Origin of the sequence: Streptomyces sp. NPDC015127, from assembly GCF_043080095.1 — a bacterium.
Classification (GTDB): domain Bacteria; phylum Actinomycetota; class Actinomycetes; order Streptomycetales; family Streptomycetaceae; genus Streptomyces.
Map to the genome: position 1 here is coordinate 244,377 of NZ_JBIBVE010000001.1, position 17,515 is coordinate 261,891.

Annotated in this window: 14 protein-coding genes; 10 read left to right on the top strand and 4 right to left on the bottom strand. The window is 72.2% G+C overall.

The genetic code is table 11. The annotated features are described in order from the left end of the window. Window positions 1-125: 125 nt before the first annotated feature. Entirely contained in the window at window positions 126-2,606 is a 2,481-nt protein-coding gene (locus ACF08N_RS01060; protein WP_392322427.1) for a ThuA domain-containing protein, read from the top strand. A gap of 53 nt (window positions 2,607-2,659) precedes the next feature. Beyond that, complete coding sequence (locus ACF08N_RS01065) at window positions 2,660-4,813, top strand: OmpL47-type beta-barrel domain-containing protein (RefSeq protein ID WP_392322862.1); 2,154 nt, start codon at window positions 2,660-2,662, stop codon at window positions 4,811-4,813. 69 nt (window positions 4,814-4,882) lie between these two features. On the opposite strand, the gene ligD is transcribed toward ACF08N_RS01065, so the two are convergent. Beyond that, window positions 4,883-5,896: a non-homologous end-joining DNA ligase gene (ligD, locus tag ACF08N_RS01070; RefSeq protein ID WP_392322428.1), complete on the bottom strand. Its 1,014-nt coding sequence runs from the start codon at window positions 5,894-5,896 to the stop codon at window positions 4,883-4,885. A 52-nt stretch (window positions 5,897-5,948) separates the two neighbouring features. On the opposite strand from ligD, the gene ACF08N_RS01075 reads away from it, so the two are divergent. Further along, window positions 5,949-7,019, top strand: coding sequence for an ATP-dependent DNA ligase (locus ACF08N_RS01075; protein WP_392322429.1), 1,071 nt, complete (start codon window positions 5,949-5,951; stop codon window positions 7,017-7,019). Between the two features lie 27 nt (window positions 7,020-7,046). Here ACF08N_RS01075 and ACF08N_RS01080 read toward each other — a convergent pair whose 3' ends face one another. Further along, complete coding sequence (locus ACF08N_RS01080) at window positions 7,047-8,963, bottom strand: AMP-dependent synthetase/ligase (RefSeq protein ID WP_392322430.1); 1,917 nt, start codon at window positions 8,961-8,963, stop codon at window positions 7,047-7,049. Between the two features lie 236 nt (window positions 8,964-9,199). On the opposite strand from ACF08N_RS01080, the gene ACF08N_RS01085 reads away from it, so the two are divergent. Then, a complete protein-coding gene (locus ACF08N_RS01085; RefSeq protein ID WP_392322431.1) occupies window positions 9,200-9,457 on the top strand; it encodes a hypothetical protein in 258 nt (85 codons plus the stop codon). Between the two features lie 156 nt (window positions 9,458-9,613). Here ACF08N_RS01085 and ACF08N_RS01090 read toward each other — a convergent pair whose 3' ends face one another. Beyond that, a complete protein-coding gene (locus ACF08N_RS01090; RefSeq protein WP_392322432.1) occupies window positions 9,614-10,048 on the bottom strand; it encodes a YchJ family protein in 435 nt (144 codons plus the stop codon). Window positions 10,049-10,243: 195 nt separating this feature from the next. On the opposite strand from ACF08N_RS01090, the gene ACF08N_RS01095 reads away from it, so the two are divergent. The 6 genes from ACF08N_RS01095 to ACF08N_RS01120 all read left to right on the top strand — a co-directional run bounded on the left by ACF08N_RS01095 (window position 10,244) and on the right by ACF08N_RS01120 (window position 16,505). Next, window positions 10,244-11,983: an FAD-dependent oxidoreductase gene (locus ACF08N_RS01095; RefSeq protein ID WP_392322433.1), complete on the top strand. Its 1,740-nt coding sequence runs from the start codon at window positions 10,244-10,246 to the stop codon at window positions 11,981-11,983. 37 nt (window positions 11,984-12,020) lie between these two features. Next, window positions 12,021-13,376, top strand: a complete 1,356-nt coding sequence (locus ACF08N_RS01100) for a 6-phospho-beta-glucosidase (RefSeq protein WP_392322434.1) — start codon at window positions 12,021-12,023, stop codon at window positions 13,374-13,376. A gap of 93 nt (window positions 13,377-13,469) precedes the next feature. Continuing rightward, entirely contained in the window at window positions 13,470-14,525 is a 1,056-nt protein-coding gene (locus ACF08N_RS01105; RefSeq protein WP_392322435.1) for an NAD-dependent epimerase/dehydratase family protein, read from the top strand. Beyond that, window positions 14,522-15,202 (top strand): glycosyltransferase family 2 protein, encoded by a 681-nt coding sequence (locus ACF08N_RS01110; protein WP_392322436.1) that lies wholly within the window; start codon window positions 14,522-14,524, stop codon window positions 15,200-15,202. Before ACF08N_RS01105 ends, ACF08N_RS01110 begins: the two co-directional genes overlap by 4 nt. 8 nt (window positions 15,203-15,210) lie before the next feature. Then, a complete protein-coding gene (locus ACF08N_RS01115; RefSeq protein WP_392322863.1) occupies window positions 15,211-15,825 on the top strand; it encodes a DUF2064 domain-containing protein in 615 nt (204 codons plus the stop codon). Beyond that, window positions 15,822-16,505 carry a class I SAM-dependent methyltransferase gene (locus ACF08N_RS01120; RefSeq protein ID WP_392322437.1) on the top strand — a complete coding sequence of 228 codons (684 nt, stop codon included), beginning with the start codon at window positions 15,822-15,824 and terminating at the stop codon, window positions 16,503-16,505. The genes ACF08N_RS01115 and ACF08N_RS01120 overlap by 4 nt, the downstream gene beginning before the upstream one ends. A gap of 126 nt (window positions 16,506-16,631) precedes the next feature. Here the strand turns inward: ACF08N_RS01120 and ACF08N_RS01125 are convergent, their stop codons facing one another. Then, window positions 16,632-17,492, bottom strand: a complete 861-nt coding sequence (locus tag ACF08N_RS01125; RefSeq protein ID WP_392322438.1) for a helix-turn-helix domain-containing protein — start codon at window positions 17,490-17,492, stop codon at window positions 16,632-16,634. Window positions 17,493-17,515 lie beyond the last annotated feature (23 nt).

Sequence of the window (17,515 nt, forward strand, 5' to 3'; positions counted from 1 at the left end):
GGCAGCCACTGTTTATCCACGGTCAGGACAAAGTTGGTTCTTCTGCGGTCATACCTCTTGGCGAACCGTCAAAAGAGGTCTAGCTTCAACGGCTGTTGTTGTGACCACAGAGGGGTGGGTGACCCATGCAGCGCGCACCACATCACCGGTCGAGATCCCGAAGAGGGCTTTTGACGGCGGCACTTGGCGTCGGAGCCCTGACCGTTTCGCTCCTCGGCGGCAATGCCGCCTCGGCCAGGCCGTACCCGGAGCCGCCGCCGACAACGTTGTCGCTCCCGTCGCCGCCGGGCGGCGCGAACGTACGGGTGCTCGTCTTCCACGCCTCGGCGACCCAGGAGTCGCCCGCCGTGAACGCGGGCATCGCCGCGATCGAGACGATCGGGCAGACCGGCCCCACGGAGGGCCGGTTCAGGACCGAGGCGACCGACGACGCCTCGGTGTTCACCGACGCCAGGCGGCTCGGCCGGTTCAACGCCGTCGTGTTCCTGACCGGCGGCGGCGATGTGCTGGACCCGGAGCAGGAGGCCGGGCTCGAGTCGTACCTGGAGGCGGGCGGCGGGTTCGTCGGGATCCACGACGCCGCGCGCACCGAGCCGTACTCGGACTGGTTCACCGGGCTGATCGGCGCCCGGCCCGCGGGCGCGGCGAGCAGCATCCAGCGGGCGGTCGTCGAGGTCGGCGACCGTCAGCATCCGGCCACCCGGTCGCTTCCCCTCAACTGGAAGCGGCCCGACCGGTGGTTCAACTGGGCGCAGAACCCGTCGGGCACGGTCCACACCGTGGCCCGCCTGAAGGAGAGCTCGTACACCCCGGCCGACAAGCCCAACGGCTGGGACCACCCGATCTCGTGGTGCCGTGACTACGACGGCGGCCGGTCCTTCTACACCGGCATGGGCGGTACGGTCGACAGTTTCGCGGAGACCGACTTCCGCGACCACTTGCGCGGCGCGCTCGCGTGGACGACGCGGCTCTCGCAAGCCGACTGCAAGGCCACCATCGACGCCCACTACACCGCCGAGCGCGTCACCAAGCCCAACCAGCCCGGCCAGAACGACCAGATCGGCGAGCCGCACGGCCTGGTCGTCGCCCCCGACGGCCGGGTGCTCTACATCGGCCGCGGCGGGGCCGATTCGAGCGTGCCGGTGGTCCGGGACTGGAACAACCCCGACATCGGCAAGGGCAACGGCGAGATCCACGTCTACGACCCCGCCACCGGCAACGTCACCAAGGCGGGCGCGCTGACGGTCTTCGGCAACAAGGGCGGCGGCGACGAGCTGATCAAGAACGAGGAAGGGCTGCTCGGCATCGAGCTCGACCCCGACTTCATGACCAACGGCTGGGTGTACCTGCACTACACGCCGCACTCGCGGATCAACCGCGACACGCACATGGGCGAACGGCGCGTCTCCCGCTTCACCCTGGACCTCGCGACCAACAAGCTCGACCTGGGGAGCGAGAAGGTGCTGCTGCACTGGCCGGTGCAGATCCACAGCTGCTGCCACGCGGGCGGCGGGATGTCCTGGGACTCCAAGGGCAACCTCTACATCGCCACTGGTGACACCAACTCCTCGGGCTTCAGCGGCGGTTACTCGGGCAACAACCCCGAGCCGAACTTCAAGGGAGTCTCCTTCGCGGACGCGCGCCGCACCGCCGGCAACACCAACAACCTCAACGGCAAGATCCTGCGGATCCACCCCGAGGACGACGGCACCTACACCCTCCCCGAGGGCAACCTGTTCACGGGCAGGGAGACGGCCGAGGGCGGCGGCAAGACGCGCGGCGAGATCTATGTGATGGGTGTCCGCAACCCGGCGCGGATCTTCGTCGACAAGACGACGGACATCCTCTACGCGGGCTGGGTGGGCCCGGACGCGGGGGCGCCGTCGACGACGTGGGGGCCGGCCAAGTACGACACGTTCGCCGCCATCACCAAGGCGGGCAACCACGGCTGGCCGTACTGCATGGGCAACAAGCAGCCCTACCGCGACCGGAACCTGCCGGACCCGAGCGTGCCGCTCGGCTGGTACGACTGCGACGCCCCGAAGAACGAGTCGCCGAACAACGACGGACTGGTGAACCTGCCGCCCGTCACGGCCAACACCATCTGGTACTCGCCGCAGGGCGGCGGCGTGGACTACCCGCGCGACGCGAACGGCGTCCCGAGCTACAAGCAGGAGGAGCAGAAGCTCCTCATGCCCTGGCTCAAGGGCGGCGGCCAGGCGACGATGAACGGCCCGGTCTATCGCTACGACGCGGCGAGCGATTCGGGCGTCAAGTGGCCCTCGTACTGGGACGGCAAGTGGTTCGTCGGCGACTTCTACGACGGCGACCAGCCGCGGCACGCGGTACTGACCGATCCGCGGACCGTGGGCCAGGGCGGCATCCCGGTGCACGCCGAGTCACTGAAGAAGATCGTCCCGGTCGGCCCGGGCGGCATCCGCAACCTCATGGACTGGAAGTTCGCCCCGGACGGGTCCCTGTACGTGCTCGACTACGGGCGCGGCTTCTTCACCTCCGACTCCAACTCCGCGCTGTGGCGCGTGACCTACAAGGGCGGCGGGGCGACCCCGGCCGCGGACCAGCTGGCGAGGAAGGCGGCGCAGTGAGAACACGGCGCAGAACGGCGAGCCTGTGGACGGCCCTGCTGGCCGCGGTGGCCATGGTGCTGGGCCTGACGTCGGCGGTGGCCTACGGCAGGACCGACGACGACAGGGTGACCGCGGCGGCCCAGGTGCTGACCTGGACGGCCGGCGACCCCATCGACCGTTATCTCTCCTTCCCCACCACGGCGGTGGCGGGGGCGGCCACGATCGTCTTCGAGAACAGCACGGCTACCGGCAACACGTCCGGCATGCCGCACACTCTGACGTTCGACGTATCCGACCCCGAGTACAACAACGACGTGCCGCTGAACATCCTGGCGAACCCGAACGACGACATGGGCGGCAGGCACACGGCCGAGGTGACGCTGACGCCGGGCCGCTACCTCTACAAGTGCACGATCCCCGGCCACGGCCAGATGCAGGGCATCCTCACCGTGACCGAGGGCAGCGGTGAGGACACCACCGCTCCCGAGACCACGGTGAAGGTCGACGGCGACAGGAACGCCGACGGCGCCTACATCGGCCAGGCCACGGTGACGGTGGGCGCGACCGACGCCGGCTCCGGCGTGGAGCGGATCGAGTACGCCATGGGCGCCGACGGCCCCTGGCAGCCGTACACGGCCCCGGTGGTCGTCGACCAGGTCGGCACCCACAAGGTGCGCTACCGGGCGACCGACAAGGCCGGGAACACGGCCGCCGAGAAGGCGGTCGACTTCACGGTCGCCGCGCCGCCGACCGACGACACCACCGCGCCGGAGACCTCGGCCACCGTCAGCGGCGACAAGGACGACCAGGGCCGCTACCTGGGCATGGCCACGGTCACCGTGACCGCGTCCGACGCCGGCTCCGGCGTCAACACGATCGAGTACGCGCTCGGTGCCGACGGCGCCTGGCAGCCGTACACCGCCCCCGTGATGGTCCACGAGACGGGCACCCACACGGTCCGCTACCGGGCGACCGACAAGGCGGGCAACGCGGCCGCCGAGAAGAAGGTCGAGTTCACGGTCGTCGCCCCGCCGACCGACGACAAGGCACCGCCGGAGACGTCGGCGACCGTCAGCGGCGACAAGAACTCCGACGGGGCGTACATCGGCCGCGCCGAGGTGGCGCTGTCGGCGACGGACTCCGGTTCGGGGGTGGAGCGGATCGAGTACTCGCTCGACAGCGGCCCCTACCTCGCGTACTCCACCCCCGTGATCGTCGACCGGGTCGGCTACCACACGGTGCTGTACCGGGCGACGGACCGGGCGGGCAACACCTCCGAGGCGAAGAGCGTCGCGTTCTCGGTGGCCGAGGGCGGCGGTGTGCCGGCGCCCAACTGCCCCGAGCACGACGAGCGGCTGACGGTGATCGTCGGCACGGTGGACACCGGCATCCCCAACCGGATGACGGGCAGCCGCTGCACGATCAACGAGCTGATCGAGGACGAGAAGGACTGGTCCTCGCACGCCCTGTTCCTCAAGCACGTGGACGGCGTGATCGACCGGCTGCTCGCCGACGGCGTCATCGACGAGCGCGAGCACCGGACGATCTACCGGGCGGCCAAGGAGTCGGGCATCGGCAAGCCGGGCCAGACGGCCGGCTACCGCGACCTCTTCGACGGCACCGAGGAGACGTTCTCGAAGTGGGAGCACGTCGGCGGCGGCAGGTTCGGCCTGAGCGGCGACGGCGCCATGACCAGCAGCACCACCGTCCCGGGCATGGGCATGCTGTGGTTCCCGCAGCGGCAGTACGGCGACTTCTCGCTGAAGCTCCAGTGGCGGGACGACGCCCCGGGCTCGGGCAACGCCAACGCCGGTGTCTTCGTCCGCTTCCCGTACGTCCACGACAACCCGGAGGAGTCGCGTCCGGAGTGGGTCGCCATCAAGTACGGCCATGAGGTGCAGATCCTGGACCGGCCGGACGGCGACATGTACAAGTCGGGGTCGATCTACGGATTCGACCGCGTGGGCCTCGGCGGCGCCGGGGTCACTCCGAAGGGCACCTGGAACGACTACGAGATCAGGGTCGAGGGCCAGCACTACTCGGTCTTCCGCAACGGCAGGCTGATCAACGAGTTCGACAACACCGGCGGCCAGGTCTTCGAGCCGCCGCGCTCCGACGACCCGGGCACCGACGGCCGGCGCTACGCCTCCGGGTACGTCGGCCTCCAGGTCCACGGCACGACGGACGTCATCTCCTACCGCAACATCCGCATCAGGGAGCTGTGACCTCCTGACCCGGTCGTCGTACGGGCCCCTCCCCCGCCGTGGAGGGGCCCGTACCGTCACCGGCCGGCGTCAGCCGGAGTCCCTCTTCGCCCTGCTGGGCTGCACCCGCTTGGGCTCGCCCGGCATCTTCGGGTACTCCGGCGGGTAGGGCAGATCGCCGAGTCCGTGGTCGGCCTCGTCCTTGCGGGCGACTTCGAGGAGGGTCTCCAGGCTGAACCGGTGGTCGTCCATGTCCGCGTGGACGTCGCCGACCTCGGCGTAGCGGCCGGGCATCGTCTTGATGTCGAAGTCCTCGGGGCGCGCGATGTCGAGCTCGTCCCAGCGCAGCGGGGCGGAGACGGGGGCGTTCGGGCGGGGCCGCACCGAGTAGGCGGAGGCGATGGTGCGGTCGCGGGCCGTCTGGTTGTAGTCGACGAAGATGCGCCGGCCGCGTTCCTCCTTCCACCACTTGATCGTGACCCGGTCCGGCATGCGGCGTTCCAGCTGCCGGCCGCAGGCGATCGCGGCGCGGCGGACCTGGGTGAAGGTCCAGCGGGGCTCGATCGGCACGAAGACGTGCACGCCGCGTCCGCCGGAGGTCTTGGGCCAGCCCCGCAGGCCGGCCTCGTCGAGCACGGCGCGCAGCTCGTGCGCGGCCCGTACGGCGTCGTCGTAGTCGGTACCGGGCTGCGGATCGAGGTCGATGCGCAGCTCGTCGGGGTGATCGGTGTCGTCGCGGCGCACGGGCCAGGGATGGAAGGTGACGGCGCCGAGGTTGGCGGCCCAGATGACGGCGGCCGGTTCGTCGGGGCACATCTCGTCCGCCGAGCGGCCGGACGGGAAGGTGATGTGGGCGGTGGGGATCCAGTCGGGCAGGTACTTGGGGACACGCTTCTGGAAGAACGACTCGCCGGTCACTCCGTCGGGGTAGCGCTCCAGCGTCGTGGGACGGCCACGCAGGGCCCGGGTGATGCCCTCGCCGACGGCGAGGTAGTAGGTGACCATGTCCAGCTTGGTCCAGCCGCGCTCGGGGAAGTACACCTTGTCGGGGTTGGAGACCCGGACGGTGCGCTCCCCCACTTCGAGTTCCACCGCTCCAGCCATGCCCGCCAGCGTAGGCCGTGCCGAGTGGGGCTGCATGCCGGAGAATCGGGCCATGGACCTGCCCGTGATGCCGCCCGTGAAGCCGATGCTGGCCAAGTCCGTGAAGAAGATCCCGCCCGGGATGCAGTACGAGGCCAAGTGGGACGGCTTCCGGGCGATCGTCCACCGTGACGGCGACGAGATCGTCATCGGCTCGCGCACCGGCAAACCGCTGACGCGGTACTTCCCCGAGCTGGCCGCCCGGTTCCTCGACCAGCTCCCGGAGCGCTGCGTCGTCGACGGGGAGATCGTCATCGCGCACGAGGGGCGGCTCGACTTCGACCGGCTCACCGAGCGCATCCATCCGGCCGACTCCCGGGTCCGCATGCTCGCCGAGCGCACGCCGGCGAGCTTCGTCGTCTTCGACGTGCTCGCCCTCGGCGACGAGTCGCTGCTCGACGCACCGCTCAAGGCGCGGCGCGAGAAGCTGGAGGAGGCTCTCGCGGGGGCCCGGCCTCCGGTGTACATGGCGCCGTCCACGACCGACGTGACGGTGGCGCAGGAGTGGTTCGAGCAGTACGAGGGCGCGGGGCTCGACGGGGTCGTCGCCAAGCCGCTGGATCTGCCGTACCGGCCCGACACCCGGCTGATGTACAAGATCAAGCACGAGCGGACGGCGGACGTGGTGGTGGCCGGTTACCGCTTCCACAAGAGCGGCCCGGTCGTGGGCTCGCTCCTGCTCGGTCTGTACGACGGCTCAGGGTCGCTCCAGCACGTCGGGGTGTGCGCCGCGTTCTCCATGAAGAAGCGCGAGGAGCTGGTCGAGGAGCTGGAGCCGCTGCGGATGGCGGACGTCTCGGAGCACCCGTGGGCGCGCTGGGCGGAGGAGGAGGCGCACGAGAGCGCGCGGCTGCCCGGCGCGCCGAGCCGCTGGTCGGGCAAGAAGGACCTGTCCTGGGTGGCGCTGCGGCCCGAGCGGGTGGTGGAGGTGGCGTACGACCACATGGAGGGCGACCGCTTCCGGCACACGGCGCAGTTCCGGCGGTGGCGGCCCGACCGGGAGCCCTCCAGCTGCACGTACGAACAGCTGGAGGAGCCGGTGCGGTACGACCTGGACGAGGTGCTGTCGGCTCCCGGACGGTGAGCCGGGCACGCCGTCCACGGCTGGTCGTCAGGTGTAGAGCGACGCGATCTCCGTCGCGTACGCCGCCGTGATCGCGTGGCGTTTGATCTTCAGGGACGGCGTCAGCAGGCCGTTCTCCTCCGTGAACTCGGCCGCGATCAGGCGGAAGCGGCGGATCGACTCCGCTCGGGACACCGCCGCGTTGGCGTGATCCACGGCCCGCTGGACGTCCGTGATCAGTTCCGGGTCCTCGCACAGGCGCGCGAGCGGCGTGTCCTTCGGGCGTCTGCGTACGGCGAGCCAGTGCTCCATCGCCTCGGGATCCAGGGTGATCAGGGCCGCGACGTAGGGCCGGTTGTCGCCGACGACGATGCACTGGCCGACCGGCGGGCGGCTGCGCAGGCGGTCCTCGAGGACGGCGGGCGAGACGTTCTTGCCGCCGGAGGTGACGAGGATGTCCTTCTTCCGGCCGGTGATCGTCAGGTAACCGTCGTCGTCGAGCGATCCGAGGTCGCCCGTGGCGAACCAGCCGTCGTCGAGGGCCTCGCCGGTCGCCGCCGTGTTGTTCCAGTAGGCGCCGAAGACGATGCCGCCCTTGATCAGCACCTCGCCGTCGTCGGCGATACGGATCGCCGTGCCGGGCACGGGCTGCCCGACCGTGCCCGGGCGCGGGCTGAGCGGCGGGATGATCGTGGCGGCGGCTGTGGTCTCGGTCAGGCCGTATCCCTCGTAGATCACGATGCCGGCCGCGCAGAAGAAGAGGTTGAGCTCGCGGTCGAGCGGGGAGCCGCCGCTGATCGCGTAGCGCAGTCTTCCGCCGAGTTCCTTGCGGATGCGCCGGTAGACCAGCACGTCGTACAGGGCCCAGGCCAGGGTGAGGCCGATGCCGGGCCCTTGGCCGGCGCCGAGGAATTTCGCGAGATACGCCTCGGCGAACCGTACGCCGATGCGGTGGGCGCGGTCGAAGGAGGCGCCGCGGCCGATCTTCTCGGCCGTGGCCCGGCCGGTGTCGTGGATCTTCTCGAAGAGATAGGGGACGCCCACGAGGAACGTGGGCCGAAAGCTCCGCAGCTCCGGCCTGAGCTCGTCGGGTGTGATGCTCGGGCAGTGACCGAGCTCGATACGGGCCATCATGCAGGCGATCTGGATGGTGCGGCCGAGGATGTGGGCGAGCGGCAGGAAGAGGAGCGTGGAGGCCGTCTGCCCCGTGACCGCCTGGAAGACGGGGTGCAGCAGCTCGACGGTGTTGGCGGCCTCGGCATGCAGGTTCGCATGGGTCAGGACGCAGCCCTTGGGCTTTCCGGTGGTGCCGGAGGTGTAGCAGAGGGTGGCGATGGTGTCGGGCGTCAGAGCGGCCCGCCTCTTGGTGATCTCCTCGTCGGGGACGTCCCGGCCGAGTGTGGCGAGTATCTCCATGGCGCCGTCGTCGATGGTCCACACCCGGGGGTCCGCGCCGAGCGCGAGGGCCGCGGTGGCCACGGTCCGGGCGTGTTCGGCGGACTCGGTGACGACGTGGCGTGCGCCACTGTCCTGCAGGATCCAGGCGACCTGTTCGGCGGAAGACGTGGCATATACAGGCACGCTCTGGCCGCCGGCCGCCCAGATCGCGAAGTCGATCACGGTCCACTCGTAGCGGGTGCGGGACATCACGGCCACCCGTCCTCCCGCTTCGAGCCCGGCGGCGATCAATCCTTTGGCCGTCTCCGTGACTTGGCGGGCGAAGCCGGCGGCGGTCACGGGACGCCACCGGCCGTCGTCGTCCTTGCGCCGCAGGACCACCGATGCGGGTGACTCCGCCGCGTTCGCGTAAGGTATGTCGGCGGTGCTGCCGGAGACGGACGGCCGGGCGAGAGGTGCGGTACGGGCTTCTCGTACGACGCCGTCCTCCCTGACCAGTTCGACCGGGACGCGATCGGCGAGATCGCTGCGCTTTTTCGCCCTCTTCAGATCCTTGTGTACGCCCATGGTCGGCTCCTGTTCGCGGTTCGCGCGTTTCGCGGGCGGGGAGTTGACGGGACCTCGGCACTTACTCGGGGGTCAACTTACTCCCGCGTATCCAGAAAGCAACGGGGCGATCAACCATCGTTGCCGCACAAAGACACCCCCGCCACGGAACCCCGAAGGCACTCCGGTAGTCATGGAGGGGTGGGAGGCCGACCGACCGACGGCCTTCCGACGGAAAAAGCAGACAAGGACTTGACGTGACCGCCTCCAACCTCGTGCCGGTACCGATTCCCGACCGCGTGGCCGTGATGATCGGCTCCTGCATGCCGACCCATGTCCTGCACGCCGAGATCGAGGCCGAGTGCGCCGCGCGCGAGGTGTACCGGTTCCGCGGCCCGCTGTGCGCCGACGACCGGGCGGACCGCGAGCACGCCCTGTCCGTGCTGGCACGGGCGAACAAGATCCTCGCCGCGTACGACCCCCGGCTCACCGTCATGCCGCGCCGCGCCCACTGACGCGCCCCGCTCCGCGCCGAGGCCGTCCCCCTTGCCGGGGGGACGGCCTCGGTGCGGAGAGCGACGAGATCGTCGAGCACCTGCCGGCGGAGGAACCGGCGCACGGGAGCCCCCGGCTCGGCGGCTGCGTCGCCCGCCCGACGGCCGTGCCGCGACTCACTCGATGAAGGTGCCGTCCACGTACACCCACGCGCCGTTCTGCCGGGTGAAGTTGCTGCGCTCGTGCAGTTCGCCACGCTTGCCGTGGTGGCGGAAGCGGGCCCGGAAGGTGACCGTCCCCTCGGTGTGGAAGGCGCTGCCGTCGGTGACGTCGGTGATCTCCAGACTGGACCACTGCGTGCCGGGGTCGAGTTCCAGGTGCCGGGGCCTGGTCGAGGAGTGCCAGGTACGCAGCAGGTACTTCGCGTCGTGTGCGGCGAAGGCGCTGTAGCGCGAGCGCATCAGCAGCTCGGCGGTGGGCGGGATGTCCTCGCCGCTGTGGAAGCGGCCGCAGCACTCCGCGTAGGTGGCGGGCAGACCGCAGGGACAGGGCGATGCGGCGGTGAGGGCGGGCTGTGCGGTACGCCCGGGGCGTTTGATGCGTCGTGCCATGGCTCCATTTTCCAGCCATTGAAGGAATGGGCCCACGCGTGGCTTCCGGGTCACGTGTGCTGTCCGTATGCTCCTGCGCCGGACGCGGTAGTTACCGTCGGTAAGGGGTATCGGATGGATCGTTCGGGCACCTCACGAGGCACCTCACGAGGCACGTTACGCGGCACGTTACGCGGCACCTCACGACGCACTTTCATGGCAGGGGCCGCCGCGGTCGGCGGCACCGCGGCACTCGCCTCGGCCGTCGGCGTCACCGCGGCGGCCGCGGCACCGGCGGCGCCCGGGTCGGTCGCCGTGCTCGGCGGCGGCGTCGCGGGGCTGACCGCCGCGCACGAACTCGCCGAGCGCGGCTTCCGCGTCACCGTCTACGAGCGCCGGGCGCTCGGCGGCAAGGCCCGCAGCATGGACGTGCCCGGCAGCGCCCGGGGCGGACGCAGACCGTTACCCGCGGAGCACGGCTTCCGCTTCATTCCCGGCATCTACCACAACCTTCCCGACACCATGCGCCGCATTCCCTTCCCCGGGAACGCGAACGGCGTGTGGGACAACCTGGTCGCACCGCCGGAGATGTCCTTCGCCCGCACCGGCCGCGAGGACCTGCGCATCCCGCTCCCCTGGCCGGGCCACCGGCCCGCCGAGCTGACGCTCGACGAGATCCGCCGCGCGCTCACGGCGATGCTGGACACGGCGCTCGGCATCCCCGCCCACGAGACGGCCTACTTCGTGAACCGCGGGCTCGTCTTCCTCACCAGCTGCGACGAGCGGCGCGACGAGGTCTGGGAGCGCACGCCCTGGTGGGAGTTCATCAGGGCCGAGCGGATGAGCTACGACTACCAGCGCATCCTCGCGATCGGGCTGACCCGCAACATCGTGGCCACCAAGGCCGAGGAGGCGAGCACCCGCACCGTCGCCACACTGCTGGAGGCGTTCGTCTTCAACGCGCTGGGCCGCGGCGCCGACGGCCCCCTCGACCGCATCCTCGACGCGCCCACCAACGAGGCGTGGATCGACCCCTGGGTGGCGCACCTGACCGCGCTCGGCGTCCGGTTCCAGGTGGGCTGGACCGTACGGGAGATGGCGTACGGCGATGGAAGGATCACGGCCGCGGTCGTCGAGGACCCGCAGGGGACGCGCCGTTCGGTGACCGCCGACCACTACGTCTCCGCGATGCCCGTCGAGCACGCCCGGCGCACCTGGGGCCCCGCCCTGCGGGCCGCCGACCCGCAGCTCGCCCGCTGCGACAAGCTGCACACCGACTGGATGACCGGCATCCAGTTCTATCTGACCGAGCGGGCACCCCTGCTCCACGGCCATCTCAACTGCATCGACTCGCCCTGGTCGCTGACGGCCATTCAGCAGGCCGGGCACTGGCCGGACCGCGACTTCCCCGCCGACTACGGCGACGGGACGGTGGTGGACTGCCTGTCCGTCGACATCTCCGAATGGGACCGGCCCGGCATCCTGTACGGCAGGACCGCCAAGCAGTGCACCCGGGCCGAGGTCGCCAAGGAGGTGTGGGCGCAGCTGAAGGCCGCGCTCAACGACACGGGAAGGACGGTCCTCAAGGACAGCGCCCTGCACTCGTGGTTCCTCGATCCCGGCGTCGACGGCCTCGGCACCCCACACCCGACCAACGAGGACGAACTCCTCATCCACCCCGTCGGCACCTTCCACCACCGCCCCACGGCCGCCACCGCGGTCCCCAACTTCTACCTCGCCGGCGACTACGTCAGCGTCGACATCGACCTGGCCACGATGGAGGGCGCCAACGCCTCGGCCCGCCAGGCCGTCAACGCCCTGCTGGACCGCACCGGTTCGGACGCCCCCCGGTGCACCGTGACCCCGCTGTTCCGCGCGCCCGAGTTCGAGGCGCTCAAACGGCACGACGGGGCACGCTACCGGTGGGGGCTGCCGAACGCCTTCGACCTCGGGTAACACCGATCCGAGGCCGGGTGCGACGTACCGTACGGGCATGAAGCTCACGATTCTCGGCGGCGGCGGATTCCGGGTGCCTCTCGTCCACGGAGCGCTCCTCGGCGATCACGCCGAGGGGCGGGTCACCGACGTCACCCTGTACGACGTGGACGGCGACCGGCTGGACGCCGTCGCCCGCGTGCTCGCGGAGCAGGCCGCGGGGCAGCCGGACGCCCCGCGCGTCGCGGTGACCCGGGACCTCGACGAGGCCGTGCGCGGCGCGGACTTCGTGTTCTCCGCGATCCGCGTCGGCGGCCTCGAAGGGCGCGCGGCCGACGAGCGGATCGCCCTGGCCGAGGGGGTGCTCGGCCAGGAGACGGTGGGCGCTGGCGGCATCGCGTACGGGCTGCGTACGGTTCCGGTGGCGACGGACATCGCACGCCGGATCGCAGAACGGGCACCCGACGCCTGGGTCATCAACTTCACCAATCCGGCCGGCCTGGTCACCGAGGCCATGAGCCGGATCCTCGGCGACCGGGTCATCGGCATCTGCGACTCCCCCGTCGGACTCGGCCGCCGGGTCGCCAAGGTCCTCGGCGCCGACCCGGCGACCGCGTGGACCGACTACGTCGGGCTCAACCACCTCGGCTGGCTGCGCGGGCTGCGCGTCGGGGGACGCGACCGGCTGCCGGAGCTGCTCGCCGACGGCGAGGCGCTGGGCTCCTTCGAGGAGGGCAGGCTCTTCGGCCCCGACTGGCTCCGCTCACTGGGCGCGATCCCGAACGAGTACCTGCACTACTACTACTTCAACCGGGAGACCGTCCGCGCCTACCAGGAGGCGAAGCAGACGCGCGGCGCCTTCCTGCGAGCCCAACAGGCCGGTTTCTACGAGGAGATGAAGCGGCCCGGTACGCCGGCGCTGACCACCTGGCGGCGCACCCTCGCCGAGCGCGAGGCCACCTACATGGCGGCCAACCGGGAAGCCGCCGGGGCCGGTGAGCGGGACGCAAAGGACGCTGAGGACGCGGAACCCGGCGGCTACGAGCAGGTGGCCCTCGCGCTGATGCGGGCGGTCGCGCGCGACGAGCGGACCACGCTGATCCTCAACGTGCGCAACCGCGGCACCCTCTCCGTCCTCGACGCGGACGCCGTGATCGAGGTGCCCTGTTTCGTGGACGCCAACGGGGCGCATCCGGTCGCCGTCGACCCGCTGCCCGGGCACGCCACCGGCCTGGTGACCGCCGTGAAGGCGGTCGAGCGCGAGGTGCTGGCCACGGCGGCGAGCGGATCGCGGGCGGACGCGGTCAGGGCGTTCGCCCTGCATCCGCTCGTCGACTCGGTGAGCGTCGCCCGCCGCCTCGTCGACGGCTACCGCGCCGCACACGCCGGGCTCGCGTACCTGCGCCTCCCCTGAGGCCCCCGCCCGAGGGGCACCACTCCTTACGGACCTGTGACGCACCGGCGCGGACCGGCGCTCTCGGCGGGCCCGGACCGTAGCGTCGAGCGTATGCGTGTACTCGTCACAGGAGGCGCGGGCTTCATCGGCTCGCAGATCGTCGCGGCCCTGGCGGCGCGCGGCCACGATCCGGTCGTGCTCGACGCCCTGCTGCCCGCCGCCCACCCGGTGCCCGCCCCGCCCCCGGCCGCCGAGTGGGTCCACGGGGACGTGCGCGACCGGGACGTGGTGGACCGCGCACTGCGCGGCGTGCACGCCGTGTGCCACCAGGCGGCGATGGTCGGCCTCGGCACGGACTTCGCCGACGCCCCCGACTACGTCGGCTGCAACGACCTCGGGACCGCCGTCCTGCTGACCGCGATGGCACAGGCGGGCGTCGGGGACCTCGTCCTCGCGGGCTCGATGGTCGTCTACGGCGAGGGCCGCTACGACTGCGCCCGGCACGGGACGGTCCGGCCGGGGCCGCGGGCCGCCGCGGACCTCGCCGCCGGGCGGTTCGAACCGAGGTGTCCCGCGTGCGGCGCGGAACTGACGCCGGGCCTGGTCGGCGAGGACGCGCCCTGCGACCCGCGCAACGTGTACGCCACGACGAAGCTCGCGCAGGAGCACCTGGCCGCGGCCTGGGCCCGCGCCACGGGCGGCCGGGCGGTGTCCCTGCGCTACCACAACGTGTACGGGCCGGGGATGCCGCGCGACACCCCGTACGCGGGCGTCGCCTCCTTCTTCCGGTCGGCCCTGGAGCGCGGCGAGGCGCCGCGGGTGTTCGAGGACGGGCGCCAGCGGCGGGACTTCGTGCACGTACGGGACGTGGCGGAGGCGAACGCGATCGCGCTCGAGGCCGTGCACGGGCGGGAGCCGGGGGTCCTGCGCGCGTTCAACACCGGCAGCGGCACCCCGCACACGGTCGGGGAGATGGCGGCCGCGCTGGCCGCGGCACGCGGCGGGCCGGCCCCGGTCGTGACGGGCGGGTACCGGCTCGGCGACGTCCGGCACATCACCGCCGACTCGGGGCGCCTGATGCGCGAGTTCGGCTGGAAGCCGAGGATCCCGTTCACCGAGGGGATGGCCTCCTTCGCGTCGTGCGGGATGCGGGGTGCGCGGTCGTGACCGTCGATGTCGTACTCCCCTGCCTCGACGAGGCCGAGGCGCTGCCGTGGGTGCTCGCGAGAATTCCGGCGGGATGGCGGGCGATCGTCGTGGACAACGGTTCGACGGACGGATCGGACCGGATCGCCCGCGAACTCGGTGCGCACGTGGTCCATGAAGCGCGGCGCGGGTTCGGTGCCGCGTGCCATGCCGGGCTGCTGGCCGCCGATGCGGAGTACGTGTGCTTCTGCGACTGCGACGCGTCTCTCGACCCCGGCCTGCTGACCGGCCTCGTGCGCCGGGTGGCCGACGGGGAGTGCGACCTGGCACTGGGGCGGCGCAGGCCCCACACGCGCGGTGCCTGGCCGCTGCACGCCCGTGCGGGGAACGCGGCGCTGTCGCGGATGCTGCGGGGCCGCACCGGACTGCGACTGCGCGACCTCGGCCCGATGCGGGCGGCCCGGCGGGCGGACCTTCTGGCCCTGGACCTGACCGACCGGCGCAGCGGCTACCCGCTGCAGATGGTCGTCCGCGCCGCCGACGCGGGCCTGCGCGTGGGCGAGGTGGACGTCCCGTATCTCCCCCGAACGGGGAAGTCGAAGGTCACCGGCACCTGGCGGGGCACCTGGCACGCGGTGCGGGACATGCGGGCGGTCCTCGCGGAGAAGCCCCGCGCGACGGCCGGTGGTCACCGGTGAACGGGACGCTGCTGGTCGTGGCCAAGGCACCCGTGCCGGGCCGGGTCAAGACCCGCCTCACACCCGCCTTCTCGCCGCGTCAGGCCGCGCTGCTGGCCGAGGCCGCGCTGCGGGACACGCTCGACGCCGTACGGGCGGCCCCGGCGCGGCGCCGGGTGCTCGTCCTGGAGGGGACGCCCGGCGCGTGGCTCCCGCCCGGATTCGAGGTCGAACCGCAGTGCGGGGGCGGCCTCGACGAACGGCTGGCCTACGCGTTCGGGCTGTGCGAGGGCCCCGCGCTGCTCGTGGGCATGGACACCCCGCAGATCACGCCCGCGCTGCTGGCGGCGGGACTGGACATGGCGGCGGACGAGGCCTCGTTCGGAGCGGCGGAGGACGGCGGGTTCTGGGCGCTCGGCCTCGGCGCACCGCGGCCCGCGCTGGTGCGCGGCGTGCCGATGTCCACGCCGTCGACCGGGGCGGTGCAGCGGGCGCGGCTGGTGGACGCGGGGCTGACGGTCCGTGAACTGCCGCCGCTGCGGGACGTGGACACCCCGGACGACGCCCGCGCGGTGGCGGCGCTCGCGCCCTGGTCCCGGTTCGCCGCGGTCCTGTCCGCGCTCGCCGGGGCCGGGGCGCGATGACGGCCCCGGCCTGGCAGGCGGACCCGTACACCGACGCGCTGCGCACCGAGCGCGGACCGCTCTTCCTGCGCCGCCCCGACGGCTGGCTGCTGCCGCTGGACGTCGAACGCTGGTGCGCGGAACCGGACGAGGCGGATCTGACCGTGCTGGACCGCTGCCGGGGCGCGGTGCTCGACATCGGCTGCGGGCCGGGACGGCTCGTCGCCGCGCTCGCCGCGCGCGGTCGGCCGGCGCTGGGCATCGACGTCAGCCCGGCGGCCGTGGCGCGCACGATACGCATCGGGGGCAGCGCGCTGCGGCGCTCGGTCTTCGACCGCCTGCCGCGGGAGGGGGCCTGGGACACGGCCCTGCTGATCGACGGCAACGTCGGGATCGGCGGCGATCCGGCCGCCCTGCTGGCGCGGGCCGCCGAACTGGTCGCGCGGGAGGGTGTGCTGATCGTGGAGACGGCACCGGTGGAGGTGGACGAACGGTCGGATGTCCGCGTGTTCGCGGGCGGGGGCGGGGGCGTGTTCGCGGGCGCGGAGGGTTCGCTGTTCCCGTGGGCGCGGGTGGGGGCGGGGGCGCTGCGGCGGTATGCGGGGGCGGTGGGATGGGGGGTGCGGGAGTCGTGGGCGGGGGGCGGACGCCGCTTTGTGACGCTGCGCCGGGCTTCTCCCCCACCCCGCCCCATCCCGTAACCGGGGGCTCCGCCCCCGGGACCCCGTACCGCGCTCCGCGCGGTGTCCTCAATCGCCGGACGGGCTTCTTTGGAGCCCCGCCGGCGATTGAGGCGCGGGGTTCGGGGCAGCGCCCCGACAACAGCGTTACGCGCCTGTCGGGAGCGCTCGGAGGGCGCCCGGGTGGCGGCCGGTCAGGGTGTCGAGGGCGCGCGTCGTCGCCTCGTCCGCCGGCAGGTGGACCAGCAGGCGCTGGTCGTCGTCCGCGGGCAGTTCCAGCGTCTCGTAGGACAGCCGCAGCGCACCCGCCTCGGGGTGGGCCAGGCGCGCGATGCCGTTCGCGCGCGGCAGGCCCGGCACGGATCCGAGCCGGTCCGCGAACACCGGCCCCGCCGTCACCGTCAACTCGTCGACGAGGCCCGCCACATGGGGGTCCGCCCGGAACGGCCCCTGCTTCAGCGCCGCCACCTGCTCGTCGGCCACGTGGTCCCAGTCCGGGTACGCCTCCTTCGCGCGCGGGTCGGTGAACACCCACTGCGCCAGGTTCGGCGGGTCGCCGTCCAGCAGACCGAGCGGGCGGGCCAGCCGCTCGTAGCCCTCGGTCCAGGCGAGCAGTTCGCTCAGGCGGTTGAGCACGACGGCCGGTGCCGGTTCGAGGCGGTCGAGGAGCGCGCGGACCGGTGGGCGCACCACCCGGTTGGGCAGGGCGCCGCCCATGCAGGTGAAGTTCCCGTCCGCGCCCTTGGAGAGCCGGTGGAGATGGATCCGTTCGGCGGGGGCGAGGCGCAGCGCGTCGGCCAGCGCGGACAGCACCGCCGGGGACGGCCTGCGGTCGCGGCCCTGCTCCAGTCGGGTCACGTACTCGACGCTGACCCCGGCGAGGGTCGCCAGCTCCGAGCGGCGCAGACCCGGGGTGCGGCGGCGGGGGCCCGCGGGGAGGCCGGCGTCGGCCGGCGCCAGGGCCTCGCGGCGGTTGCGCAGGAACAGTCCCAGCTCGTTGTCGCTCACCCCCCGAACGTAACAGCAGCGCG

What these genes read in the sequence shown, in the direction of transcription:
- ACF08N_RS01060 (WP_392322427.1), top strand. Translation starts at nt 126, where the DNA reads ATGCAGCGCGCACCACATCACCGGTCGAGATCCCGAAGAGGGCTTTTG.
- ACF08N_RS01100 (WP_392322434.1), top strand. Translation starts at nt 12,021, where the DNA reads ATGAAGCTCACGATTCTCGGCGGCGGCGGATTCCGGGTGCCTCTCGTC.
- ACF08N_RS01105 (WP_392322435.1), top strand. Translation starts at nt 13,470, where the DNA reads ATGCGTGTACTCGTCACAGGAGGCGCGGGCTTCATCGGCTCGCAGATC.
- ACF08N_RS01120 (WP_392322437.1), top strand. Translation starts at nt 15,822, where the DNA reads ATGACGGCCCCGGCCTGGCAGGCGGACCCGTACACCGACGCGCTGCGC.
- ACF08N_RS01090 (WP_392322432.1), bottom strand. Translation starts at nt 10,048, where the DNA reads ATGGCACGACGCATCAAACGCCCCGGGCGTACCGCACAGCCCGCCCTC.
- ligD (WP_392322428.1), bottom strand. Translation starts at nt 5,896, where the DNA reads ATGGCTGGAGCGGTGGAACTCGAAGTGGGGGAGCGCACCGTCCGGGTC.
- ACF08N_RS01080 (WP_392322430.1), bottom strand. Translation starts at nt 8,963, where the DNA reads ATGGGCGTACACAAGGATCTGAAGAGGGCGAAAAAGCGCAGCGATCTC.
- ACF08N_RS01095 (WP_392322433.1), top strand. Translation starts at nt 10,244, where the DNA reads ATGGCAGGGGCCGCCGCGGTCGGCGGCACCGCGGCACTCGCCTCGGCC.
- ACF08N_RS01075 (WP_392322429.1), top strand. Translation starts at nt 5,949, where the DNA reads ATGGACCTGCCCGTGATGCCGCCCGTGAAGCCGATGCTGGCCAAGTCC.
- ACF08N_RS01065 (WP_392322862.1), top strand. Translation starts at nt 2,660, where the DNA reads ATGGTGCTGGGCCTGACGTCGGCGGTGGCCTACGGCAGGACCGACGAC.